General features: G+C 48.4%; 20 protein-coding genes and 2 other annotated features. Of the genes, 5 read left to right on the top strand and 15 right to left on the bottom strand.

The window, feature by feature from the left end; genetic code table 11:
- Positions 1 to 70 precede the first annotated feature (70 nt).
- The gene (sda, locus tag VP98_RS00580) at positions 71 to 208 is read left to right on the top strand and encodes a sporulation histidine kinase inhibitor Sda (RefSeq protein WP_046173389.1); all 138 of its coding nucleotides are present in this window, start codon (positions 71 to 73) and stop codon (positions 206 to 208) included.
- A 598-nt stretch (positions 209 to 806) separates the two neighbouring features.
- Here sda and odhB read toward each other — a convergent pair.
- Positions 807 to 2,057 (bottom strand): 2-oxoglutarate dehydrogenase complex dihydrolipoyllysine-residue succinyltransferase, encoded by a 1,251-nt coding sequence (odhB, locus tag VP98_RS00585; RefSeq protein WP_046173390.1) that lies wholly within the window; start codon positions 2,055 to 2,057, stop codon positions 807 to 809.
- Between the two features lie 84 nt (positions 2,058 to 2,141).
- Positions 2,142 to 4,961 carry a 2-oxoglutarate dehydrogenase E1 component gene (locus VP98_RS00590; protein WP_046173391.1) on the bottom strand — a complete coding sequence of 940 codons (2,820 nt, stop codon included), beginning with the start codon at positions 4,959 to 4,961 and terminating at the stop codon, positions 2,142 to 2,144.
- 539 nt (positions 4,962 to 5,500) lie between these two features.
- Between VP98_RS00590 and VP98_RS00595 the strand changes: the two genes are divergently transcribed.
- Positions 5,501 to 6,289, top strand: coding sequence for an ABC transporter ATP-binding protein (locus VP98_RS00595; protein WP_046173392.1), 789 nt, complete (start codon positions 5,501 to 5,503; stop codon positions 6,287 to 6,289).
- A gap of 206 nt (positions 6,290 to 6,495) precedes the next feature.
- On the opposite strand, the gene trpA is transcribed toward VP98_RS00595, so the two are convergent.
- From trpA to trpE, 6 genes are read right to left on the bottom strand one after another with little or no spacing between them, the layout of a single operon-like run.
- Positions 6,496 to 7,260, bottom strand: a complete 765-nt coding sequence (gene trpA / locus VP98_RS00605) for a tryptophan synthase subunit alpha (protein ID WP_046173394.1) — start codon at positions 7,258 to 7,260, stop codon at positions 6,496 to 6,498.
- Positions 7,257 to 8,468, bottom strand: a complete 1,212-nt coding sequence (gene trpB / locus VP98_RS00610) for a tryptophan synthase subunit beta (RefSeq protein WP_046173395.1) — start codon at positions 8,466 to 8,468, stop codon at positions 7,257 to 7,259. The genes trpA and trpB overlap by 4 nt, the downstream gene beginning before the upstream one ends.
- On the bottom strand, positions 8,465 to 9,079 hold the full coding sequence (locus VP98_RS19150) for a phosphoribosylanthranilate isomerase (protein ID WP_046173396.1): 615 nt from the start codon (positions 9,077 to 9,079) through the stop codon (positions 8,465 to 8,467). The genes trpB and VP98_RS19150 overlap by 4 nt, the downstream gene beginning before the upstream one ends.
- Positions 9,080 to 9,850: an indole-3-glycerol phosphate synthase TrpC gene (gene trpC / locus VP98_RS19155; RefSeq protein WP_046173397.1), complete on the bottom strand. Its 771-nt coding sequence runs from the start codon at positions 9,848 to 9,850 to the stop codon at positions 9,080 to 9,082. It abuts the gene before it with no gap.
- Positions 9,847 to 11,463 carry a bifunctional anthranilate synthase component II/anthranilate phosphoribosyltransferase gene (locus VP98_RS18395; protein ID WP_046173398.1) on the bottom strand — a complete coding sequence of 539 codons (1,617 nt, stop codon included), beginning with the start codon at positions 11,461 to 11,463 and terminating at the stop codon, positions 9,847 to 9,849. The genes trpC and VP98_RS18395 overlap by 4 nt, the downstream gene beginning before the upstream one ends.
- Positions 11,463 to 12,857 carry an anthranilate synthase component I gene (gene trpE / locus VP98_RS00630; protein ID WP_046174064.1) on the bottom strand — a complete coding sequence of 465 codons (1,395 nt, stop codon included), beginning with the start codon at positions 12,855 to 12,857 and terminating at the stop codon, positions 11,463 to 11,465. The genes VP98_RS18395 and trpE overlap by 1 nt, the downstream gene beginning before the upstream one ends.
- A gap of 50 nt (positions 12,858 to 12,907) precedes the next feature.
- Positions 12,908 to 13,112 (bottom strand) — a binding site (T-box leader).
- Positions 13,113 to 13,138: 26 nt separating this feature from the next.
- Positions 13,139 to 13,371: a binding site (T-box leader), on the bottom strand.
- A gap of 254 nt (positions 13,372 to 13,625) precedes the next feature.
- Here trpE and VP98_RS00635 point away from each other — a divergent pair.
- Positions 13,626 to 14,207, top strand: coding sequence for a YhcN/YlaJ family sporulation lipoprotein (locus VP98_RS00635; protein WP_052712070.1), 582 nt, complete (start codon positions 13,626 to 13,628; stop codon positions 14,205 to 14,207).
- A 499-nt stretch (positions 14,208 to 14,706) separates the two neighbouring features.
- On the opposite strand, the gene VP98_RS00640 is transcribed toward VP98_RS00635, so the two are convergent.
- The 7 genes from VP98_RS00640 to VP98_RS00670 form a co-directional block, all read right to left on the bottom strand.
- On the bottom strand, positions 14,707 to 15,381 hold the full coding sequence (locus VP98_RS00640; RefSeq protein WP_046173399.1) for a GNAT family N-acetyltransferase: 675 nt from the start codon (positions 15,379 to 15,381) through the stop codon (positions 14,707 to 14,709).
- Complete coding sequence (locus VP98_RS00645; RefSeq protein WP_046173400.1) at positions 15,378 to 16,247, bottom strand: carbon-nitrogen hydrolase family protein; 870 nt, start codon at positions 16,245 to 16,247, stop codon at positions 15,378 to 15,380. The genes VP98_RS00640 and VP98_RS00645 overlap by 4 nt, the downstream gene beginning before the upstream one ends.
- Before the next feature lie 320 nt (positions 16,248 to 16,567).
- Complete coding sequence (gene thrB, locus VP98_RS00650) at positions 16,568 to 17,458, bottom strand: homoserine kinase (protein ID WP_082087779.1); 891 nt, start codon at positions 17,456 to 17,458, stop codon at positions 16,568 to 16,570.
- Complete coding sequence (gene thrC / locus VP98_RS00655) at positions 17,455 to 18,519, bottom strand: threonine synthase (protein ID WP_046173401.1); 1,065 nt, start codon at positions 18,517 to 18,519, stop codon at positions 17,455 to 17,457. The genes thrB and thrC overlap by 4 nt, the downstream gene beginning before the upstream one ends.
- 2 nt (positions 18,520 to 18,521) lie before the next feature.
- Positions 18,522 to 19,820, bottom strand: coding sequence for a homoserine dehydrogenase (locus tag VP98_RS00660; protein ID WP_046173402.1), 1,299 nt, complete (start codon positions 19,818 to 19,820; stop codon positions 18,522 to 18,524).
- Between the two features lie 178 nt (positions 19,821 to 19,998).
- Positions 19,999 to 21,489 (bottom strand): glycosyl hydrolase family 28-related protein, encoded by a 1,491-nt coding sequence (locus VP98_RS00665; protein ID WP_046173403.1) that lies wholly within the window; start codon positions 21,487 to 21,489, stop codon positions 19,999 to 20,001.
- A gap of 36 nt (positions 21,490 to 21,525) precedes the next feature.
- On the bottom strand, positions 21,526 to 22,275 hold the full coding sequence (locus VP98_RS00670) for an NRDE family protein (protein WP_046173404.1): 750 nt from the start codon (positions 22,273 to 22,275) through the stop codon (positions 21,526 to 21,528).
- Positions 22,276 to 22,360: 85 nt separating this feature from the next.
- Here VP98_RS00670 and VP98_RS00675 point away from each other — a divergent pair, with 85 nt between their 5' ends.
- The gene (locus VP98_RS00675) at positions 22,361 to 23,506 is read left to right on the top strand and encodes an iron-containing alcohol dehydrogenase (protein WP_082087818.1); all 1,146 of its coding nucleotides are present in this window, start codon (positions 22,361 to 22,363) and stop codon (positions 23,504 to 23,506) included.
- Positions 23,503 to 25,098, top strand: a complete 1,596-nt coding sequence (locus VP98_RS00680; RefSeq protein WP_046173406.1) for a GAF domain-containing sensor histidine kinase — start codon at positions 23,503 to 23,505, stop codon at positions 25,096 to 25,098. The genes VP98_RS00675 and VP98_RS00680 overlap by 4 nt, the downstream gene beginning before the upstream one ends.
- Positions 25,099 to 25,101: the final 3 nt, after the last annotated feature.

Here is a 25,101-nt window from a genome sequence, read left to right on the forward strand (position 1 = left end):
CTAGTATAATAAGCAGAAAATAAAGAGAATTATCTCTTTATTTGAACACCAAATCAAAGGAGGTCATAAAATGAAAATTATGAGTGACGAGATGCTGGTGGCGGCTTACAGGGACGCATTGAAGCAGGACCGGAATAAAGCTGAGATTGAAACATTAAAAACAGAAGTGCATAAACGGGGTCTTTCCCCAAAACTTGAAAAAGAGTAAATAAAAGCACCCCCGCAGCGCCTGCTGCGGGGGTTTCTTGCCGCTTAAAAAAGAATTTGTCGATCTTAAAAAACCTAATAAAAGGCCTGAAAACACTGCCGTTTCTGAATGCATCCATTTTTATTGCAAGCAGCGTAATGGCTGCGGGCTGGCGGCTTCGCTTTCCTGCAGGGCTAATACTGAACCAGCCGTTTCAGCTTGTCCGCTCCTCCTGCGGGAGTCTGTGAGGCCACCCCTCTGCCGTTCCGTTTCAGGGTAAACAGCTATAAATGAACAATAGTGCTTCGTTTTTTTAATAAAAGAAGAAAAACAAATTTTGCTCCTTTTCCTCCCCACAAAGGCGGGAGGCGTAGACTTCGATAAGATAAGCGGGCTTATTTCCTGCTTCATGGAACGTGAAGCCCATGAATACCGCTTTTTTTACCTGGTTTTCCCACTTTTTAAAAGCGTGTAACCTCGTCTGTTCCACTTGTCTAAATGACCGTTTTATAAAATTTCTGGAGAGACATTTTTCAAAAACGAATGAAAGGACTCTTGATAAATTTATTTTTTAAATCCGTGCTAAAAAACCCCGCAGCGCCTGCTGCGGAGTTTTTTATTAGCCTTCTAGAAGAAGATCTTCTGGGTTTTCAATCAGTTCTTTGACCATTTTCAAGAATCCAACCGCTTCTTTTCCATCGATAATGCGGTGGTCATACGAAAGGGCCACGTACATCATCGGGCGAATCTCAACTGCGTCTCCGACAGCAATCGGGCGTCTTTGAATGGTATGCATACCGAGAATACCAACCTGTGAGCCATTTAGGATTGGTGTAGATAGAAGTGATCCAAATACGCCGCCGTTTGTGATGGTAAACGAGCCGCCCTGCAAATCGGCAAGTGCAAGCTTGTTATCACGGGCTTTCACTGCCATGTCCATGATGGAGCCTTCGATTTCGGCAAAGTTTTTGCGGTCACAGTCACGTACCACTGGAACAACCAGTCCTTCTTCTGTCGATACAGCGACACCGATGTCATAAAACTTTTTCAGTACAACTTCATCACCGTCGATTTCTGCGTTCACATACGGATATTTTTTCAAAGCGGCGACAACAGCTTTTGTGAAAAATGACATAAAGCCGAGACGGACATCATGATCGTCAAAGAATTTGTCTTTTTTGCGCTTGCGCAGATCCATAATATTCGTCATATCAATTTCATTAAACGTTGTCAGCATCGCAGCCGTCTGCTGTACTTCCACAAGGCGCTTAGCGATTGTCTGACGGCGGCGGCTCATACGCTCGCGCTCAACCGGCTTGCCGCCGTCCTGTGCTTTTGGTGCGGCTGCTTTTTGCGGTGCTGCCTGCTGTGGTGATTTTCGTGGTGCAGCTGGTGCGTTTTGATGAGCATCTATATCCTGTACACGAACACGGCCAAGCGGGTCAGCAGTCTTGACAGCATTCAGGTCAATGCCTTTTTCACGGGCATGCTTGCGGGCCGCCGGTGACGCGATTGTCCGGCTTCCGGCCGCTTCTTCCTTCGGCTGCGCGGGCTCTTCTTTCACGATGTCTTCTTTTGATTTTGCTTCAGCCTGAACCGGTGCTTCTTCCTTCGGAGCCGAAGCAGATGGAGAGCCTGATGTTTCCACCACTGCAATAACCTGTCCAACTTCAACTGTATCGCCTTCTGCTGCCTGCAATTCCGTAATGGTTCCTGCTTCTTCTGAAATCACTTCTACATTGACTTTATCTGTTTCAAGCTCGACGATATATTCGCCCTTCTCCACATAGTCACCCGGCTGTTTCAGCCATTGTGCGATTGTGCCCTCTGTAATTGATTCTGCTAGTTCAGGAACTCTAATTTCAGCCACTGTAAAATCCTCCTCAATAGTTTGCATCTCTGTTTTTATATGTACATTTCCGGCTCCAGTTCGATCTGGAGCCGTCACGTGGCCTTACTGGCCTTTTGTTAAAACCGTGCGAAGAATACGTGCTTGTTCTTTTTTATGAACAATTGCATCCCCTTCAGACGGACTTGAACGGCGGCGGCGTCCGACATAACGGACTGTCACACCTTCAGGAACTGTATCACGCAGTCTCGGGTCCATGTATGTCCATGCCCCCATGTTCTGCGGTTCTTCCTGAAGCCAGATCACTTCCTCTACATTCGGGAAGCGGTCTAAAAGAGCCGTGATTTCTTCTTTCGGGAATGGATATAATTCTTCTACCCGCAATACATGAAGCCAATCCAGGTTTTCTTCTGATTTATCAATTTGTTCGGCCAGATCAATTGATACTTTTCCGCTGCAAAGAACAAGGCGTTTCACCTGCTTCGGCTTGCTGCCTGTTCTCGGCTCCTCAACAATAATATTGAAGTTGCCATCTGAGAAATCAGACGCTTTTGAAGCTGCCAGCGGATGGCGCAGCAGGCTTTTCGGCGTCATGATAACAAGCGGGCGTACTTCTTCTTTTTTCAAGATGGATGCCTGGCGGCGAAGGATATGGAAATACTGCGACGTTGACGACAGATTGGCAACCGTCCAGTTGTTTTCAGCCGCCATCTGCAGAAAGCGCTCCATGCGTCCGCTTGAGTGCTCAGGCCCCTGTCCTTCGTAGCCATGAGGCAGCAGGATAACAAGCCCTGATTTTTGGCCCCATTTTGCCCGTCCAGAAGAAACAAACTGGTCAAACATAACCTGCGCCATGTTGGCAAAATCACCGAACTGGGCTTCCCATAAAACGAGCGTTTCCGGTGCGAAAACGTTATAGCCATATTCGAATCCGACAACCGCTGTTTCTGTAAGCGGTGAGTTAATTACATCAAACGAAGCGGATACATTGCTCAGGCCGTAGAGCTGATTGTATTCCTGGCCATTTTTTTCATCATGCAGCACAAGATTGCGGTGTGCGAACGTGCCGCGCTGTGAATCCTGACCCGTTAGTCGGATTGGGGTGCCTTCTTTTAAAATAGAAGCAAATGCCAGTGTTTCAGCATGTCCCCAGTCAATCTGGCCGTCTTCTTCAAAAACCTGCTCGCGGCGCTTTAAAATACGCTCCAGCTTTTTAAATGGCTGGAAGTCTTCCGGCCACTGAAGAAGCTCGCGGTTGATAACTTTTAAGTCTTCTTCGCTTACACCTGTTTTATTGCTTGGAAGATCCTGCTCTACCACTTCCGGCGGATTCATAACGATATCCGGATTTTCATCTTTTTTCGGCACAGTTTCAAAGAGTTCTTTAAGTTTTTGTTCGTTTTCTTTGTAAACCTCGTCCGCAAAGCCCGCTTCAATCACACCGCGGTCTGCCAGCTTGTCGGCGTAAAGCTCGCGAACTGTTTTATGCTTATGAATAATATTGTACATATTTGGATTCGTCGTCATCGGCTCATCCATTTCGTTATGGCCAAACCGGCGGTAACCGATCAAGTCAATTACAAAGTCTTTGCCAAACCGCATCCGGTAATTTACTGCGATAAAAGCAGCCGCCACACAGGCTTCTGGATCATCCGCATTTACATGGACAATCGGCACTTCAAATCCTTTTGCCACATCGGATGCATAGCGGGTGGAACGAGAATCATATGTTTCGGTTGTAAAACCGATCATGTTGTTTGCGATAATGTGAATCGAGCCGCCTGTTTTATAACCGTTAATCTGGCTCATGTTAAATGTTTCACCAACAATGCCCTGGCCTGGAAAAGCCGCGTCACCGTGAATAATGATGGACATCGCTTTTGATACATCAAGCTCCGGTTTTCCTTTACTTGTCCGGTTTTCCTGGGCAGCACGTGTATAGCCGGCAACAACCGGGCTGACCACTTCAAGGTGGCTCGGGTTGTTCGCGAGCGTAATGCGCGCTGTCTGTGTATCTTCTTCCTTATAGCTGCGGTCAGCGCCAAGGTGGTATTTTACGTCACCCGTCCAGCCGTAATAGTTCATTTTCATTGAGCCGAGCGGCAGCATTTTTTTATTCGGGGCATGCGCAAACTCTGCAAAAATCATTTCATACGGCTTGCCAAGAATATGGGCAAGCACATTCAGCCGGCCGCGGTGGGCCATCCCGATATTAATGGTCTGCGAGCCTTTTACAGCTGAATGGTGAACGAGCTCATCCAAAAGCGGCACCATTGCGTCGAGTCCTTCAATTGAGAAACGCTTCTGGCCGACGAAGGTTTTGTGGATAAACTTCTCAAAGCCTTCTACCTGTGTAAGACGTTTTAATAGTTTTTTCTTATCATCATCTGAGAAAGTCGGATAGTAATCGGTTGATTCGATTTGCTGGCGAAGCCATTGTTTTTCTTCCAGGTCATGTACCTGCGCAAACTCGAAGGCTACTTTATCCGTGTACACTTTTTTCAGGTGCATAATTGCATCGTAGCCATCCCGCACATGTGACGGAGCTCCCGGACAAATATACTCGACCGGTATCTGGCGCAAATCTGCTTCTGATAACTCATAAGTTTCAAGATCAATCCGGCGCGTATCTTTTTTGCTGTCATCAAGCGGGTCAATATCCGCCGCCAGATGGCCGTAAATACGGATGCTGTCCGCAAGCTTTACCGCACGGAAGAGCTTGTCAAGATCACCCGCTGATGCGCCGTGCTGAGATGCATTGCCAGTTAATGATTCGGGCGGTCCCCACTGATCAAATAGCTGGCGCAGTTCCTGATCGACTCCATCCGGGTCAGTCAAGTACTGTTCGTACACTTCCATTACATACCCAAGGTTCGGTCCCGAAAAATTTTTCCACGGGTTCCCCTGGCCAGTTTGCATGTTCATTCTGAAAAACCTCCACCTGTTTTGCCCATTTGATTTTTCTGTATACGTTCGCTGTTTACAAAATATGTACTAATAAGTTTAAAAACGCTTTCAGATCATCTTTACCACTCTGATTGCGAATTAAACAAAAAGGCAATTTCCGACTGTAAATGTTCAGCCGTTTTGCTGCTGCCTTTTTCATGTACAATCTTACTACTGTTCTTTGGAAAAACCAATGCTTTTTTGCAAAATTATTGAATAATTTTTAACTTTTCCTGAAAACGCTCCAAACGGCGCCGTTATGCGGTTTTTTTTAGATTAAATTGATAAAAAAGCGTTATAGAACCACCCTCTTTCATTAGTGAAATATTATACTGTTTCCACGTCATTTACGGCATTATATTAATGCCAATAAGATATTATTTTCTATCAATGAAATGCCCTGGCGAGATTAAAAGCTGCTTTTTTAGGAAATAAATTTCTTTCTTTTTCAGCACCCCGCTTTTTTCTTTTCTTTCGTTTTTCTTTTTCTGCTAAAATGAGGAAGGGAGTGATAAGAAATGAGTCAGTTAATTTCATATGAGCACGTTCGGTTTGTCCGGGACAAAAATGTCATTTTAGAAAACATAAACTGGTCGGTTAATCCGGGCGAGCACTGGGCTATTCTTGGTTTGAACGGCTCCGGGAAATCGACTATGCTGAATATGATGGGCGGCTATGAATTTCCTTCAAGCGGCACTATCCGCGTATTTGGCCACGAATACGGGCGTTATAACTGGGAATACGTGAAAAAGCGGCTTGGCTTTGTCGGCAATACCCTTAACCGGTTTTTAGAGACACTTAATATGGAAACGGCACGGGAAATTGTGGTCAGCGGGCGGTTTAATTCCATTGGGCTTTATGAGCAGACAGAAGCCTCGGACTGGAAAAAAGCAGATGAACTGCTTGCTTCGTTCCGCCTGTCTTACCTGGCGGACAAGCCATACCGTCTCATGTCGCAGGGAGAGCAGCGGCGGGTGCTGATCGCGCGGGCGTTTATGGCGGAGCCCGATGCCATGATTCTGGATGAGCCCTGTTCAGGACTTGATGTGCGTGCGCGGGAGGAACTGCTGGAAACGCTCGAGGTTCAGGCTGCAACACGCCGCACATCTCTTTTGTACGTAACGCATCATATTGAAGAGATTTTTCCGGCTGTTACGCATGCGGCAGTGCTGAAAGAAGGAAAATTCATGGCTGCCGGAGAGAAAAGAAGTGTATTAACGAACGAGGTTTTATCAGAGGCGTTTGGTCTGCCGGTTCAAATTGAGTGGCAGAACGGACGGGGCTGGCTGAAAGTCATGCCTGAATAATTAATACCGAATGCATCGGCTTTTGGGGCGGTATCACGAAATTTCAGGCGGTATTTCCATTTCCCGGGGCGGCAAAAAAATATATCGGCCCTGGCACACAGGAAACCGCCCCTGGATGATCAATACCGGCCATAAAGGCAAATCGGCTCGTTGTTTTCATAAAAAAGCAGAAAGGTTCATGCCTGAACCTTTCTGCTTTTTTCGTTTTATGGAATGAGCTGCTTAATTTCACGGCCTTTTCCTTCATGCAGCAGCTGGACGATTTTGCTGCCGACAATCACGCCGCCGCAGGCTGAACCAAGTGCTTCCGCCTGCTCTTTCGAGGAAACGCCAAATCCCGCCAGTACAGGAACCGGGCTTTTTTCGGCAATGCGTGACAGGTGGGCATTAAGGTCGCCTGAAAAGCCGGCCCGTGCTCCGGTGATTCCGTTTACGGTTACAGCATAAATAAAGCCTTCTGCGTCTTTCACCGTTTCCGCAATCCGTTCCTCTGAACTTGTCAGCGTAACAAAGCGGATCATGGCGATGTCACGTTTTGCAAGCGGCTCCTTAAATTCGGCTTCTTCCTCCATCGGAACGTCCGGTATAATCACGCCGGACACTCCAGCCGCTTCACATAACTGGGCAAAACGGTCTGCGCCGATTTTGAACACCGGGTTCGCATAGGTCATAATAACGACCGGTACGCTGATTTCGTCTTTAAAAGAAGCAAGTTCCTTTAAAATCTGGGTCAGCGTCACCTTTTCCTTCAAGGCCCGCTGGCCGGCTTCCTGAATAACCGGGCCATCTGCGACCGGATCTGAAAACGGGATGCCGAGTTCAACGACCGTTACACCTGCTTCTTCCAAAAGCAGAATGGTCTCTTTTAACGTATGAAGACCGCCGTCTCCTGCCATAATATAAGCCGTGAACGCTTTTTTTCCTTCCTGTGCTGCTTTTTGAAATGCTTCCGCCATTTTAAACTTCGTCATGCCTGCTTGCCCTCTCTTTCAAACCGATCTTTTATTTGCGCCACGTCTTTGTCGCCGCGGCCGGATAAGCAGATGGCAATGATTTCGTCTTTTTTCATTTTCGGCGCAAGCTTCAGCGCATAAGCGATCGCATGGGAGCTTTCCAGCGCCGGGATAATGCCTTCTGTTCTGGTCAGGGCTTTAAAGCCTTCCAGTGCTTCTTCATCCGTAATATGTTCATAAATAACACGCCCGGAATCTTTTAAAAAGCTGTGCTCCGGCCCAACACCCGGATAATCGAGGCCTGCTGAAATCGAATGAGCTTCCTGAATTTGCCCGGCTTCATCCTGAAGCAGATACATTTTGCTGCCGTGCAGGACGCCGACACTGCCCATGGTCATGGACGCTGCGTGCTTGTCTGTATCAATGCCGCTGCCTGACGCTTCCACACCGTACATTTTTACCGACTCATCTTCAATAAAGGGATAAAACATGCCCATTGCATTGCTGCCGCCGCCAATGCAGGCTACTACTGCATCCGGCAGGCGCCCTTCTTTTTCCTGCAGCTGTTTTTTTGTTTCTTGGCCGATGACTGCCTGGAAATCGCGGACAATCTGCGGAAATGGATGAGGCCCGAGAACCGATCCCATAATATAATGAGTGTCTTCCACGTTTGTCACCCAGTAGCGAAGCGCTTCATTTACGGCATCCTTCAGCGTGCCGCTGCCCTGGGAAACACTTTCAACACGCGCGCCAAGAAGCTCCATCCGGAACACGTTCAATTCCTGACGGCGGATATCTTCTTCCCCCATAAAAATAACGCATTCTAAATTTAAAAGAGCGCAGACGGTTGCGGTTGCGACGCCGTGCTGGCCGGCCCCTGTTTCTGCGACCACTTTCTTTTTGCCCATCCGTACCGCCAGGAGGGCCTGTCCAATCGTGTTGTTGATTTTGTGGGCGCCTGTATGGTTGAGATCTTCCCTCTTCAGGTATATTTTTGCGCCGCCTGCCGCTTTTGTTAAGTTTTCCGCAAAGTAAAGCGGATTTTCACGGCCGACATAATCGGTTAAATAATGATTTAATTCGGAAAGGAACGCCTCATCCTTCATTGCCGATTGATATGCTTCCTCTAGCTCTTTAACCGCACGCATTAATGATTCCGGGACGTAGCGGCCGCCGTACGGGCCGAAATGGCCTTTTTCATCCGGCTGACTGTATATATTACTCATCCTTTTCTGGCTCCTTTCGCACGCTGCACAAATTGAAAAATTTTCTCTTCATCTTTTCGTCCGTCTCTTTCAACGCCGCTTGAAATATCGACTGCAAACGGGCCCACGGACTGAACAGCCTCTTTTATATTATCAGGATTCAAGCCGCCTGCCAAAATTAGCCGGCTTTTGTCTACATCCGCATTTTCAAGAACCGACCAGTCAAACGCATGGCCGCTGCCGCCGCGGTACTTGGCAGGCGGGCTGTCGATTAAAATGTAATCAGCAGGGAATGCAAACATTTCTTTAAAGGACAAACCCTGCTTCACAGAAAAAGCCTTAATGACGGGAACCGGCATTTTTTGGGCAAATTGCGCCGTTTCGTCTCCATGCAGCTGAATATAATCGAGCCCGACCTCTTCGGCAATGGAACGAATAGATTCTTCGGGTTCGTTAACAAAAACGCCCACTTTCTTCACGTCCGGACCAACCGCTTCGGCAAGCTGGCGGGCAAATTCGGCAGGGATTTTCCGGCTGCTCTCTGCAAAAACAAATCCGATCATATCGGCGCCGGCTTCCCGTGCCCAGCTGGCTGCTTCAAATGAGGTAATACCGCAAATTTTTACTTTCATTTACAAATCCACCTTTAGTGAACGGACGGCCTGTGCCACATCGCCGGCTTTCATTAATGTTTCGCCGACAAGCAGCGCCCGCGCACCCGCTTCCTTCATTCGCAGGGCGTCCTCCCGTGAGGTAATGCCGCTTTCCGAAACAAAAAAGGCGTTTTCCCTGCCGTACAAACGAAGCAGACGTTCGGTTACCGCTAAATCGATTTCAAACGTTTTTAAATTCCGGTTATTAATCCCAATAATATTTGCTTCAAGCTTCAGCGCCCGTTCCATTTCTGCTTCGTCATGCACCTCAACGAGCACATCCAGTGCTTTTTCTCTGGCATGGGCATACAGCCCCTTCATTTCCTCATCGGTTAAGGCGGCTGCAATTAATAAAATAATATCCCCGCCGGCTGCATAAGCCCGGTCAATTTGCACCGGATCAATAATAAAGTCTTTATTCAGCACCGGAATACCGATATTTTCTTTGACCGCTTTTAAATCGTCCATGGTCCCTTTGAAAAAAGGAGTATCTGTTAAAACGGATACCGCATCTGCTCCATTGTCCGCGTAGATAGAGGCCTGCTCAATTGGATTGACCCCAATATTGATGTTCCCTTTGGAGGGGGAAGCCCGTTTTACCTCTGCAATGAGAGCCATCGTCTTTGATGCCGCAATCCGGTTATAAAAAGAAACCGGGCTGCGGTCTGCCGCGTAGGACAGGCCCGATGTTTTCAGCAGAGCCACTTCTTCTTTTTTCTTATCAATGATTTTATCTAAAATGGTCGTCATCCGAGCACCGCCTCTTTTTGTCTGGATTTCGAGTAATCAACAAGATAATTCAGCTTCGACAGCGCTGCACCTGAATCGATGCTTTCCCGCGCCATCTCCACGCCTTCTTTTACGGTAGCCGCCTTGCCGTTGGCAAACAGGCCAATGCCTGCATTTAACAGGACTGTGTCTCGGCAGGCTCCCTGTTCTTCGCCTTCTAAGATTCGTTTTAAAATTTCAGCGTTTTCAATGGCTTCTCCGCCTTTAATTTCTTCAAGAGAGTATTCCGGCAGGCCGACTGATTCTGGCGTGATGATCATCTTTTCCACCTGGCCGTTCTCCAGCACAACGAGATGGTTTTCACCGGCCAGTGACGCTTCATCCATATAGCCCGCTCCGTTCAGGACAACGGCACGCTTGCGTCCAAGCCGGTTTAATACATCGGCCATCATCTCAAGCATATCGCGGCGGTAAATGCCAAGCAGCTGTGTATCCAGCTGCACAGGATTGGTAAGCGGTCCAATCAGGTTGAAAATGGTCGGAATTTTCAAGTCACGACGAACTTTCATAATCCGCTTCATTTTCGGGTGCACATGCGGAGCGAACAGGAAGGTAATCCCGTTTTCCTCAAGCAGCCTGTCCGTTTCTCCTCCAACAAAGTCAAGCGAGACACCGAGATGCTCCAGTACATCGGCGCTGCCCGTTTTGCTTGAGACACTCCGGTTGCCGTGCTTGGCCACTTTAACGCCGGCTCCTGCAAGTACAAAAGCAGACGTTGTGGAAATATTAAAGCTTTGCGAGCCGTCGCCGCCGGTTCCGCAGTTATCCATTACATTTTTCCATGGCGTCCGGGTAGAAACGGCATTCTGGCGGAGTACGTGAACGAGCGCCGCAATTTCATCAACTGTTTCTCCTTTTGCTTTAAGCGCCATTAAAAAAGCAGCAATTTCGCTGTCGGAAACATCCTCCTGCAAAATTTCTTCAACCGCGTCCGTCATTTCCTCAAAAGAAAGCGGCTGTCCTTCTGAAAGCTTTACCAGGTATTTTTTCATGTTTTTCTCTTTCCGGTAGGAACGGAAAAATTCAGCAATTAATTCGTCGCCAATTTGAGTGCCAATGGACTCGGGATGAAACTGAAGGCCAAATACCGGATATTCTTTATGGCGGATAGCCATAATTTCATTGTCGTCTATCGCTTCTGCGATCACTTCAAGCTTCGGGCTGAGCGTCTGGCGGTCAGCTACAAGCGAGTGGTACCGCATAACCGGCACCGGTCCCTGTACAGGCGCAAATAACCCTTTCCCTTCATGGCGGACCATCGACAGCTTGCCGTGTTTAATGGTTTTGGCCTGGATAATATCGGTGCCAAAAGCCGCTGCGATGGCCTGGTGGCCAAGGCAGATCCCTAAAATCGGAATACGGTGGTAAAAAGCATGCACCACATCAACCGAAATTCCCGCTTCTTCCGGGGTGCCCGGCCCCGGTGAAATGACGATGGCTTCCGGCTCCAGCGCTTCAATTTCATCAATGGTAATTTCATCATTACGGACAACACGGACATTTTTGCCGATCCGGCTGATTTGCTGATACAGATTATAGGTGAATGAATCGTAATTATCGATAAGTAAAATCATTATTTTTGCACCTCCAGTAATGCTTTAGCTTTATGCATCGTTTCTTCATATTCCATTTCCGGAACTGAGTCGTATACAATACCGGCACCGGCCTGCACATGGGCTGTGCTGTCTTTTACAACCATCGTGCGGATGGCCAGGGCAAAATCCATGCTGCCGGTTGCGGACAGATATCCAACGGCTCCCGAATACACACCGCGTTTTACCGGCTCAAGGTTATTGATGATCTGCATGGCTCGGATTTTTGGCGCTCCGGATACGGTTCCCGCCGGCAGGCAGGCGGTCAGGGCATCAAGCGGATGGTAGTCTTCTTTTAATTCGCCGGATACTTCTGAGACAATATGCATTACGTGTTTGTATTTTTCAATTTTCATGTATTTATCGAGTGTGACCGAGCCGATTTCGGAAATTTTGCCGACATCGTTGCGGCCAAGATCCACCAGCATACGGTGTTCCGCAATTTCTTTTTCGTCTGCCAGCAGTTCTTCAGACAAGCGTGTATCTTCCTCGGGCGACTTTCCGCGGGGGCGCGTTCCCGCGATTGGATTTGTTGTCACCGTCCGGCCGCTTACCTTCACCAGGCTTTCCGGCGACGTTCCAAGAACGGTATAGCCGCCAAAGTCGATATAAAACATATAAGGGGACGGATTGGACGTCCGCAGCCGGCGGTACAGTGTAAAGGGATCGCCTTCAAACGGTGAAGAAAGGCGCTGCGACAGCACGACCTGAAAAATGTCTCCCCGCACAATGTGCTCTTTCGCTTTTTCAACCATCCGGCAAAATGTGTTCCGTTCCAGCTTCGAGCTGAACGCGAGCACGTTCGTTTCATTATCGGTATGCGGCTTTTGCTCCGCATGAATGTCATCGTATATTCTTTCAATGGCTTTCTGCATTTCCGCCTCGGGCCGGCCTCCAAACAGGTCAACGGCCGCAATGGTAACGCGCTGTGTTAAATGGTCGTATACGACAAAAGTATCGTAAAACATAAGGTGCACATCCGGCATGCCAAGCTCATCTGTAAGCGGCTCGCCAATTTTTTCTTCAAAAAAAACCGTATCGTAGCCAATGTAGCCGGCTGCTCCGCCGAAAAACGGAAACGGGTATTCCTGATGATGATGGGCAGGCATGAGATCTTTTAGCTTGTCCATAAATTTGCCCGAGCCATTTTCCGCTGTTCCGTCTTTTTTGGTTAGTGTATAGCCGCCTGCATTCGCTGTAAACTCCGCTACTGGATCAATGGCAATAAACGAATACCGGCCGCTTTCTTCATGTTTGGCGGATGATTCGAACAGCATTTTTTTTGAACCTGAAAGCAAATGGTAAATGGAAATCGGCGTAATCATATCCCCTTCCATTTCTTTTAATTTGTACAAAATGTTTTTTTGTAAGTTCATTTTACATTCCCCTTTCAGTGCATAAAAAAATCCATAGATGATGATCATCTATGGAGGACGGTTTCCCGCGGTGCCACCTCTCGTTGAAGCCTGCGCTTCCACTTAAACCCGGTTAACGGCCGGCTGCCGGGCGCTCTACTTCTTTCAAGCTGCCACTCACGGACCCATTCAGGCTGTCGCTGCGTACCGGTTTCCACCATTCCGGCTCTCTGTTACGTGCTTTTCAGCCCTACTTTTTCCGATCAACGTATTTTTTATATACAAAAAGGCCCCCTCATCAACAAAAGGACGGGGAGCCGTGGTACCACCTTTATTGGCCGCGAAATTGCAGCCCACTTTAACAGCAGAATGATCTGCCTGTCTTTGATAACGTAAGACATACGCCGGAGCCTACTGCTAAACGTTCGGTCCGGTGCTCAGAAGCCCATTCACACTGTTTCCTGCACCGGCTTGCACCTACCGCCGGCTCTCTTCAGCATTTCACAGAGTTACTTTTCTTCTTCAATGCATTTGTATTTGACTGATTATTATCATAATACAATCAATTTAAAATTTCAATGATTTTTTCATGATTTTCTTCAGCTTTTTTCGATCTCCAAATTTCTTTATGCATAGCTTCTGCTGGCGCGGGCACAATAGTCACCGACCCTTTCACTTGGAAACAGCCATTGTTCTGACACTGGCTGTTTCTTTGATCAGCCCTACAGAATAGAAATCAGCTGATTGGAGAGTCTATCCATTGTTAACACGTATAAAGGAGGCCTATCAATGAAAAAAACAGCTATTTATGCAGCAGCTCTTATGACGACGTTTTTGCTTGGCGCTTGTATGAATAATGATAACGCCGCCGATAACAACCGGCAAAACAACCAGCCCCAGAATGTTTCATATGATCAGCAGGGAGGCGACCTTGACACGAACGGTTCTGGTGACGGTACAGGCGGAATGGGCGGCGGTACAAATAACGGAACAAACGGCGCAAATGGACCTGACAATAATACTGGCAACGGCGGAGACAATCAGAACGATTTAGGCGTCAATGAAGAAGCCGCAAATCGTGTCGGTGATATGAAGGAAGTCGAGGATACAACTGTCATGGTGACCGGCCAGACTGCTTATGTGGCCGTTAATTTAAAAAACCAGCAGGAGCTTTCTGATGACCTGAAACAGAAAATTGAACAGAGAGTAAAAGAAGCAGATAATTCTGTGGAAACGGTGTATGTATCCGCCGATCCGGATTTCAGCAACAGAATGAGAAACTACGCTGACCGAATTGATAACGGCGAGCCAGTGCAGGGCTTCTTTGATGAATTTGGTGAATCGGTCCGCAGAGTGTTTCCTAACTCTTAATCCTTCCAAAACGAACCCTTTTTTTGCAGCCGGGAATTCTTTTCCGGCTTTTTTGTATATTTTCCGCTGGAATGGGAATGCTGGAAAGTGTAAGGAACCCATCCTTCTAACTCCTATAGTAACCCTTGTTTGCCGGGGAAATTTCCCCGGCTTTTTTTTCTGTGTTTATTTTTCTTTATAAAAATAAAAGCCCCTTTTTTCAAGGGGGTCCAACAGACTGGTAAAAAGCGGTCGATGCCATGCTTTTTCTTGTTATGCGAGACATATGGGTTCGTTTTTCATCTGTCATGGCCGGTATTTTTTAGCTTAGGGCGGTTTTCCGCTTGCTTCGGCCGGTATTTGTGTTTACCCGGCCCAAAAAGAATAAATACCGCCCCAAGGTCCGCTTTTTTATGCCGGCAAACGGGCGTCTGTTACCCTTTCAGGGAGCTTCAAAACGATATACAGACGATTGATTATTGGCCACTGCATGTATGAACAGGCTGAATTCGGCCTGATTTTATGTAGTGGCAGCTTTAAAAGGGTTTTTCCATTCCATCAGGGCCGCGCAGTTTTTGGACTCTTCGTCATCGAGATAATCGCGCATGACCCCTGCCGGAACCCTGCCGGCCCTCATTAAAAAGGTAATAACCGGATCATTTATTTCTCCTGCCGCTACTTTTTCAAGATATTCTTCAGGAGTCATGGCCGCCGAGAATACGTGATAGCCGGGCATCCGGCCGCCGCCAAGCAGCCGGTCAAGGTTAAAGTGAACAACCGTTTCATACATCGACTGCATCATTTTTTTGGCCAGGCCGAGCTTTCGGAAAGCCGGCTTTACACAAATGTCCACTACATAAAGCGTGTTGCCATCGGGATTATGATTTCCAATCGAGCCGTTGTCGGTGATCTCTTCCCATGAATGAGAATCCCCCGGCTTATACTGCACAATGAGCGCTGTCATCGATCCAGCAATTTCCCCGTTGATTTCCACACAGAGAGCCCCCTGAGGAAAAAGCTTTACGTGCTGCAGAAGCTGCTCTTTATTCCAGAGCAGCTCCTGCGGAAAAGGCAGAGGAAAAGCCTCCTTTTGCACCTCAATCAATCCGCCAAAATCACGTTCCCCGTAATTACGCACAATCGCTTTGACCGGCTTGCTGCCCTGGAAGGCAAAATACTCCTGATAATAGGTCATTCATTTTCCCACCAGTCAGGATACAAATCTGTCCGCCGGTCGCGCCATGTTGTAACAGAGCCTTTCTTGCGCACTTCATATAAAAGTGATAAATCTAAATCCGCTGTAATGATCATGTCATCATTCATAATGCCTTCGGCGACAATGCCGCCCGGTGGAAATGGAATGTCATTAGGGGAAATGACAACCGCCTGCCCCACGTTGGAACGCATTAAATCAACGGTTGGCAGCGAGCCGACCGTCCCTGCCCCGACAACATAAATTTGATTTTCCACTGCGCGGGCATGGCTCGTATAGCGGACACGGTGAAAGCCATGGCGGTCATCGGTGCAGGACGGGCAGAAAACAACGTCTGCGCCTTTTGCCTTTGCCATGCGGACCACTTCCGGAAATTCAATGTCATAGCAGGTTAAAATGGCAATCGTGCCTTTTTCTGTTTCAAAAATGCGGAATGTTTCTCCCTGCTGCATGTTCCACCCCTCTATTTCCGCCGGAGTAATATGCAGCTTGGACTGCATCTGGTACGAGCCGTCCGGGTAAAACAAATACGCTGTGTTTTGAATGCCGTCTTTCCATTCGGTTACATGCGTGCCTCCGATAATATGAACGTTATATTCTTTGGCGAAATTGGAAAACAGCCGTTCATACCGCTCTGTAAACAGCGGCAGGTCTGTTATTTTTAATGCTTCTCCGGTTTTTTCATCGCCGATGGATAAAAGCTGGGTCGTAAAAAATTCCGGAAACAGAATAAACTCCGCTTCAAATTCCATCGCTGTTTTTATATAATGCTCGCATTGCTTTGCGAACTCATCGAATGAACTGATTGTGTGCAGATGATACTGCACGGCTGATACTCTCATTTTCAACGTAATCGCTCCTTTCACTTTCTCTAAAGTAGAGGAAACGAGTTCTTTTTGCAAGAAAAAAAGACGGCAGTCGCTGCCGTCCAAAGTTGGATGCCCGCAAGATCAGGGCTGATCAATCAATTCATGCTCATAAGAGGGGGTAATGAGAATGAATCTCAATTTCAATTATAATGGAATTACCAGAAATGTCAACTGCTTTATCTATACTTTTTTATAGCTTAAAACATATGGCTATTTTCTTTCAAAAACAGGGAAAAGAGATAGACAGTCTCCTATTTCAACAAAACCAAAAAACCAGCGGAGGAATTCCGCTGGTTTTTTCAAAGCCACACTGGGCCGTTTGATTCTACTTTTACGTTTAGTACGTCACAGTCAGGAAACTGCGTGCGGAATGCCGAAGCTATTTCCTCTCCTTTGCCCTTTGGCGCAAGAGTTAAAACGGTCGGGCCGGCCCCGCTGATCACTGTTGCATAAGCGCCCAGTTCACGGGCACGCTCGCGCGCCGGTGCAAATTCTTTAATAAGCGCGGCACGGTATGGCTCATGAAATACATCCCGGCCCATCATGCGCCCGGCCGTCTCATAGTCGTGCTGCATAAACGCAGCGACAAGCATATTGGATACAGCGCTCGCAAGCACTGCGTCTTTCCGGTCAAAGGAATCCGGCAGCACGCTGCGGGCATCTTCTGTTTTCAGCTCGTATGGCGGGACAAGGGCAACCAGGTCTAGATCCGGCGCCGGCAGTGCCAGAAGCTCGGCTGTGCTGCCCAATGACACGCCGCACACCATCCCGCCAAACAGGGAAGCCCCGATGTTATCGGGATGCCCTTCAAACTGGTCGCCAATGTTTAATTTTTCGGCATCGGTTAATTGAAGATCAGCAAACCGGTCTGCAATCTCAATGCCGGCCGCAATTGCCGCAGCACTGCTGCCGAGCCCGCGGGCAAGCGGAATATCGCTTTTCAGCACCGCTTCAACTGGCGGCATTTCTACGCCCCGCAGCTCAGCTGTTTTTTTCGCGACAACCGCAATTAAATGACGGTCATCTTCCGGAAGGCCGGCAAGCAGCTCGGATTCATGAGAAAAAGCCCATTTTTCCGCCCGCTTGACGTCCACCGTTAAATAAAGACTGAAAGCCAGGCCGATAGAGTCAAAACCCGGCCCTAAATTGGCCGTTGATGCCGGCACTTTCAAAGAGCCGGAAGACATCATGCCTCAACCACTCCACGGATAAAGTCAAATACCGCTTCTTCATTGTTCGGCAGGACAGTTGGCTTTTTCTCGATTTGCGCAATGGCTGTCTGTGGATCTTTCAGCCCATTTCCAGTCAGCACGGCCACGATATTCGCACCCTGCTCGATTTCGCCTGATTTCACATGCTTGATAATACCCGCGATTGAGGCATTCGAAGCAGGTTCCGCGAAGATACCTTCTTCCCGTGTCATCATTTCATATGCTTCTAAAATTTCCGCATCGGTTACAAAATCAATTTTCCCGCCGGACTCGTCACGGGCAGCTTCGGCAAACTTCCAGCTGGCCGGGTTGCCGATACGGATCGCGGTTGCGACTGTTTCCGGCTGTGCGATTGGCGCGCCCTGTACGATCGCTGCCGCTCCTTCCGCTTCAAAGCCATGCATACGCGGCAGGCCTGTGCCAAATTTTTCGTTATATTCTTTAAAGCCTTTCCAGTATGCCGTAATGTTTCCGGCATTTCCAACCGGAATCGCCAGAACGTCCGGTGCTTGTCCAAGCTGGTCGCACACTTCAAACGCCGCTGTTTTCTGTCCTTCAATCCGATACGGGTTTACCGAGTTTACAAGTGTGATCGGTGATTTTTCGCTGATGTTGCGCACCATTGTTAGGGCTTCGTCAAAGTTTCCTTCGATAGCCACGATTTCGGCTCCGTACATCATTGCCTGGGCAAGCTTGCCAAGCGCAATTTTCCCGTCCGGAATAACGACGATCGTTTTCATGCCGGCGCGTGACGCATACGCTGCCGCTGCTGCTGACGTATTTCCTGTTGAAGCGCAGATCACCGTATTGCTGCCTTCTTCTTTTGCTTTGGCAACAGCCATTACCATGCCGCGGTCTTTAAAGGATCCTGTTGGATTGGCGCCTTCCACTTTTACATGAATGTTGACACCGAGCTTTTTTGAAATGTTGACAAGCGGAATCAGCGGTGTGTTTCCTTCCATTAATGAAAGCGCCGGTGTGTTTTCGTTAACCGGTAAAAACTCTTTGTATTGATGTAATAAACCTTCCCATTTAGCCATGATTATGCTCCTTCTCCTTCAACGCGGTAGAAACTTTCAATTGAACGTACAACCGCCAAATCTTTAATTTGTTCCTGCATTTGTTGATAGCTTTCTTCTGATGCCTGGTGTGTTACAATGACGATTTCGGCAACGCCTTCTTCTTCAAGCGGCAGCTGAAGAATTTTTTCAAAGCTGATGCCGTTTGAGGAAAACAGCTTCGTAAGCTCAGAAAATGCGCCCACTTCATCCCGCACATGAAGGCGGATAAAGTATTTCGCAAATTTTTCTTGCGGTGCTTTCAGCTGCTTTTCAAATTGCGGCGCAAAAATGCTTTTGCCGTTTACGCCAAGGCGCATATTGGTAATAACCGCGACGAGGTCACTCACAATGGAGGTTGCAGTCGGCAGGCTGCCGGCACCCGGTCCGTAAAACATCGTTTCGCCCACGGCTTCTCCATATACATAAACCGCATTGTACTCGTCATTCACAGCAGCAAGCGGATGGTTGTTAGATAGGAATGTCGGCTGAACGCTCACTTCCGCCCCGCCGTTTTGCTGATCAGCGTAGCCGATTAGCTTCATCGTATAGCCAAGCGTCTGGCCGTGCTTTAAGTCACTGTCAGATACTTTGGAAATTCCGTTTACATCCACGTCTTCAAGTTCAATGTCCATTGAAAAAGCAAGGCGTGCCAGAATAGCCATTTTGCGTGCCGCATCAAGCCCTTCAACATCTGACGTCGGGTCTGCCTCCGCAAAGCCAAGCTCCTGCGCTTCTTTGAGCGCTACATCATACGACATGCCTTCTTTATTCATTTTCGTAAGAATAAAGTTTGTCGTACCGTTGACAATCCCCATCATTGTTCTGATTTTATCTGAGGCAAGGCCGTCTGCAAGACCGCGGATAATCGGAATACCGCCGGCAACACTCGCTTCATAATAAAAATCGCAGCCGTTTTCGGACGCTGCTTTTAACAGCTCAGAGCCGTACAGGGCAACAAGATCTTTGTTGGCCGTAACCACATGCTTTTTTTGATGAAGCGCATCAAGCAGCAGTTTTTTTGTTTCATCAATGCCGCCCATTACTTCAACGATCACATCTACGTCCGGATCGTTAATGACATCATATGGATCAAGGGTAAGCGCCTCTTTCGGCAGCTCCACATCCCGTTTTTTCTCTACGTTTTTTACAAGCACCTTCGTTACCTGCACCGAGCAGCCGACGCGGTGGGCAAGCTGTTCCTGATGATCCTGGATCATCTTCACAACACCTGTTCCAACTGTGCCAAGACCGAGTAATCCTACTTTTACGTTGTCCTTCATTCTAAACGTCACCCCAATTATGTATTCTTCTGATGCACATTTGTTTTTGTATAGTAGACATTATATCGGTCTTTGCTTGAGAATACAACCATATCTTTTGTAAAATTGTGTTGAATTGCTTTTTTACAAAAACAATATTTTCATACAATTCTTATATTATAGAAAACAACCGCTTCTTTCAAGCGGTTGTCACGTTTTCGAGGACAGCTCCGGTAATCTCTTTCGCGATAAAAATCGGTTTTTTGCCGCAGTTGGCAAAATGGGCGTTTTTTATCGTCACGTACTCTGCCCGGTTGGTGCCGCCAAACACTTTTAATCCGGCTCCTGCTGTGACAAAATCGCGCATCACAATATCCTGCACGTGTACATATCTCGCTTTGTACTGGATACCGGCTGCCGGGAGTCCTTTATAATCATAAGCCGGATCGGCAATGGCACGAAGCCCGTTGATCACGACGTGGCGATAAGCTGATACAGTCAGCGCGCGCGGTTTTGAAGCCGTGTATAAATTCGTATAAACGGGCTGAATGGACACAATTCGGGTGGCCGTCAGGAAGCGGGCCGTTTTTGACTCCGGGTCCTCCGCCGAATGGTGGCCAATGTGACGGAAATTATAAGACCGGTTATCATTTTGGGACAGATGCCCGATAATATGAACATTGGCGGCAGCAGAGCTCGTCGCGTGCGCTTTTGCTTCAACACCGCCAAAACAGCGGGCCGAGACGTTATTCACAAGCCAGACGGATCTGGAGCCGTCATCGACTTCAAACCCGTTCGAATTGGAAACCCCCGTTTTATGGCTCCGGCCGGACGGATCACGCATAAAGCAATTTGAGATCAAAATATAATCACTGTGATGAGTCGTTACCCCGTCATCCCCAAAGCCCGAGCCGGTACAGCCGTCAATCCAGACAAACCGGCTTCCTCCTCTTGCCCGGTGCCCGTCGCCCGAGTAATCATACAGGGTAGAGGAAACATCGTAGCAGTGCAGACCCGGATTGACCGCATCGCAATTTTTTACCCAGCCGTAGGTTACATTAGCAAGCGTTAAGCAGCTTGAACGGTTATTGCCGCTTGCTGATTTTTCTTCCGGCCGAAGCCGCTCAAGCGCCCAGTCGAGTGTCATTCCTTCTATTAATATATGATGATTGCCTTTTACATGGTTTTCATTTGTGACAACAAAGCTTCTCTTTGGCGCGGTATCTCGCAATTTCAGGATGGTTTTGCCCGGTCCGGCTCCCCTGAAAATTGTATTGGAGGGAATATGCAGCTCATCGACAATATATTCTCCCTCTGCCAGCTGCACTGTTTTTCTGCCGCCGGACAGCGCTTTTTGTAGGTTATCCCCCGGCTTTACATGAACAACAGCGGCGGCTTTTTTTTGAAGCTCATCAAACTCCCGGTCCAGCACCGGCTGCCAGTCAGGATAAGCAGTCCCTTTCCTGACAAGCGTGCGGTGAAGCTTGATCGGCTCTTCTTTTTTTGTCCAGAGCGATTTCAGCCTGTCAAAAAGGCTTTTTCGTGTTTTCACAGGCTGCCAGCTGGCGGCAGAAGCAAAAAAAAGCTCATTTGTTTCGGCAACGGCTTCCTCGAGCGGCTTGCTGTCAGCGAAATAAGAATCGATTAAAGCGGCGTTTTGGTCAGGTTTGTATTTTTTGTTGAACTGCATGTTTTCCTCCTTTTTTGAATTTTGCATAAAATGTTTTTAGTTTATTTGAAATGAAAAAGTGTGTTCTTTTGCCGGTTTTCCCGGTTTAAAAATTCGTTCTGTCCAAACAGCTGAACGGCCCTCGTTTATTTCCAATATAGTCGAGCTGCGCGTCCCATATGTCTCGCTTTCAATAAAAACAGGCGACAGCAGGCGTTCCCATTCAATCGGCACCCCTGTATGGGGAAGTGCCTGGTCAGCAGCGGCAGAGCGGTCGCCGAGCATATGAAACAGCTCCTCCCTGCTGTTTAAGGCACCGGCCATTTTCTTCTTGACCCTGGCTGTTTTGGGCCATGGTGTATTCATAAAAGCATTGCTGACAGCGTGTATGCCCGCCGGCAGCAAATACGCTTTTTCCCCTGAACGGCTTCCGTAAGCATACAATTCATCCTGTGTGCCGGCGACAAGATTAAAGCCCGGATAACGGTTCTTTTCCCTGTCCAATTCTTCCAAAAACGCCGGGGCATCCAGATGGCTTTCTAAAAAAGCCCGGACAATATGGCCGCGTGATTTCCTGCCTGCTGACTGTTCACCCGGGTCCCGGTAATTCGTCAGTGCGCAAAACCGGCCGCTTTTCGAAATCCCCATCCATGTCCCGCCTTTTTCGATATCCCGTCCTGCTAGAATGGGAGATTCTTTCCACCAGTTGGACGGCTCTGTCGGACGCCTGTAAAATTCATCCCGGTTTGCTGCGACAATCAGCGGCTTTTCGGGATGCTGCCGAATGGCAATGGCAATTAAACACATTTATTTCTCCTGCTTTCTTTTTCTTCAATTATATAAGTGAATGGTACAATAGAACAAACAGCAGAATAAGAGGATGGTGGAGAATATGTACAAATTCGTAATGCCGGAAGTGATTTTTGGAAGCGGCTCCATCTCGCAGACAGGCGAATGCTGTGCACGTCTCGGTGCACGTCATGTCCTGGTTGTCACAGATCAGGGAATCATGGATGCCGGCTGGACGGAGCAGGTTTTAAAAAGCTGCCGGGTTGCGGGGCTGGCGGCCACTTTGTTTTGCGGTGTTTCCGTTAACCCGACAGATGATGAAGCGGATATCTGTACCCGCGTTTATCAGGAAAACGGCTGTGATGCCATCATGGCTGTTGGCGGCGGCAGTGCCATCGACATCGGAAAAGCAGCGGCTGTGCTGGCAGCAAACGGAGGGCATATTCGCGATTATGAAGGAGTGGATCGGATTTTGCACCCTCTCCCCCCTCTTGTTATGGTGCCGACAACGGCCGGCTCCGGGTCGGAGGTATCCCAGTTTTCTGTTATTGTGGACAGCTCCCGCCGGAAAAAAATGACCATCGTGTCAAAATCACTTGTTCCGGATATTGCTGTCATTGACCCGGATGTGCTGGCAACAAAAAGTGCCCGCCTGACCGCCACGACCGGGCTGGATGTGATTACCCATGCGATTGAATCATTTGTGAGCGTGGCGGCCACTCCGATGACGGATGTGCAGGCAAAAAATGCGTTAATGCTTGCGTCCCGTTATCTGCGCCCGTCCGTCGCGTCAAAATATAACAGGGAAGCCAAGGAAAAAATGGCCATGGCCAGCCTGCAGGCGGGTCTCGCTTTTTCAAACGCCATTTTAGGAGCTGCTCACGCGATGAGCCATACAATCGGCGGCCGGTATCCTTTTTTGCATGGCGATATTAATGCCGTCCTGCTGCCTCATGTAATGGAGTTTAACTTTATTGCCTGCCCGGATAAATTTCGGGAAATGGCCGTTTTAATGGGCGAGGATGTAACCGGACTTTCAGACATCGCCGCCGGTGAAAAAGCGATTCAATCGGTCCGGAAGCTGGCCGTTGATATCGGGGCGCCGCTGACGCTTTCGGAAATGGGCTTTGAGGCCGAAGCGATTGCGGAAATCAGTGAAATCGCCCTGACAGATGCCTGCATGATTACCAATCCGCGCGATATTTCCGCTGAAGAAGTAGCCGTTCTGTTAACGAGGGCGCTGTCATGAACCGGCCGGAAATGATTCATTTGCTGACCGGCGTGCAGTCATCGAAGCGAAACTATTACACAGAATTAAAACGGACTGTCGATGAACTGCAGAGAAAAAACGAGCAGCTGAACATCATGAATAAAATGATGCACAGCTTTAATGTAAATATGTCCATCCAGGATATGCTGAAGCAAACCCAGGAAGCGCTGCAGGCAGCCTGGAAAATTGACCGGCTGAGCCTGGCTATGTGGGAGGATGGAGCGCTGAAAATGGCGGATGTTTATCCTGAAAACACGGCGTTTTTACCAGAAGGCACTGCTTTTCCCGTTCGGTCTTCTCTTTATTTCCGCGTTTTTTCAGCGGGACGGGATCTTTTGCATTCCGTTCAACAAACGGATGCTTTTTTTGAATCGGATGCCTTTGAAGCACTCGGGCTCTGCACTGTCTGGCTGTTTCCGCTTCGAAGCCGCGGGGCTGTGATCGGCGTGCTCGGCCTTGCTTCTCATGAGGCAATTTGGTTTTCAGCAGAAGACCGGTCTTTTTTTCAGCATTTATCGGAGCAGGCAGCCGTTTGTATTGAAAATGCCCGGCTTTACCAGGAAGTCCTGCTCAGTGAATCAAGATGGGAATCGACGTTTCGCGCCGTGGCGGATTCGATCTTCGTGGCGGATCTTGACGGAACCATTTTAACGAGAAATGACAGCGCAGCGGCCAGATGGCCGGATGCAAAAGCTGTTCTTGATTTTTTGCCGTCCCGCTCTTTTTTTCAAACGCTTCAAAAAGCAATTCCGCATACAGAAGAAATTTCAATACAAAACGAGATATATGAGTGCGCGTATTACCCGCTTCTTGATCAGAATCAATTGAACGGCATCATTGTTTACTTGAAAAACATTACCGAAAAACAGCTGATGCAGGCCCAGCTGATTCATTCGGGGCAGCTTGCCGCGATCGGGGAAATGGCTGCCGGAGTGGCGCATGAGCTTAATAATCCGCTCACTGCGATTATCGGCAATACCCAGCTTTTGCTGAGGCTGTCCACTGAAGAAACAAAGCCCTTACTCGACGATATTGACGAATGCGGCAAGCGCTGCCGGGCCATTATCCGCAGCCTGCTCGCCTTTTCACGCCAGGAGCCTTCTGCGTATGCTCCCTGCTCGCTTAATGAAGCCGTATCTGAAGCGCTGCGCCTGACTGGACGGCAGCTTGAAAAGCAGCAGATCGAGCTGGCTGTTACAATGGACCCCCGGCTGCCGATGATTGAGGGAAATGTGCAGCAGCTCAGCCAGATTGCGGTCAACCTGCTTATAAATGCGAAAGATGCCTGTCTGGAAAACGACGGGGACAGGCACGTGGCCGTTTGGACAAAAGCTGATGAAAACAGGGTGTCTCTTTTTGTGTCGGATAATGGCTGTGGAATGAAGCAGGAGCTGCTGGACGATATTTTCCACCCGTTTTTCACAACAAAAGCGGCGCATAACGGGACTGGCCTCGGGCTTTCTGTAAGCTTTGGCATCGCGGAATCGCATGGCGGAACGCTTTCGGTCGCAAGCGAACCTGGAAAAGGAAGCACCTTTCAACTGGCGCTTCCCATCTTAAAAAGGATGTGAACG

The sequence above is a fragment of the Domibacillus indicus genome (assembly GCF_000970685.1).
GTDB lineage: Bacteria > Bacillota > Bacilli > Bacillales > Domibacillaceae > Domibacillus > Domibacillus indicus.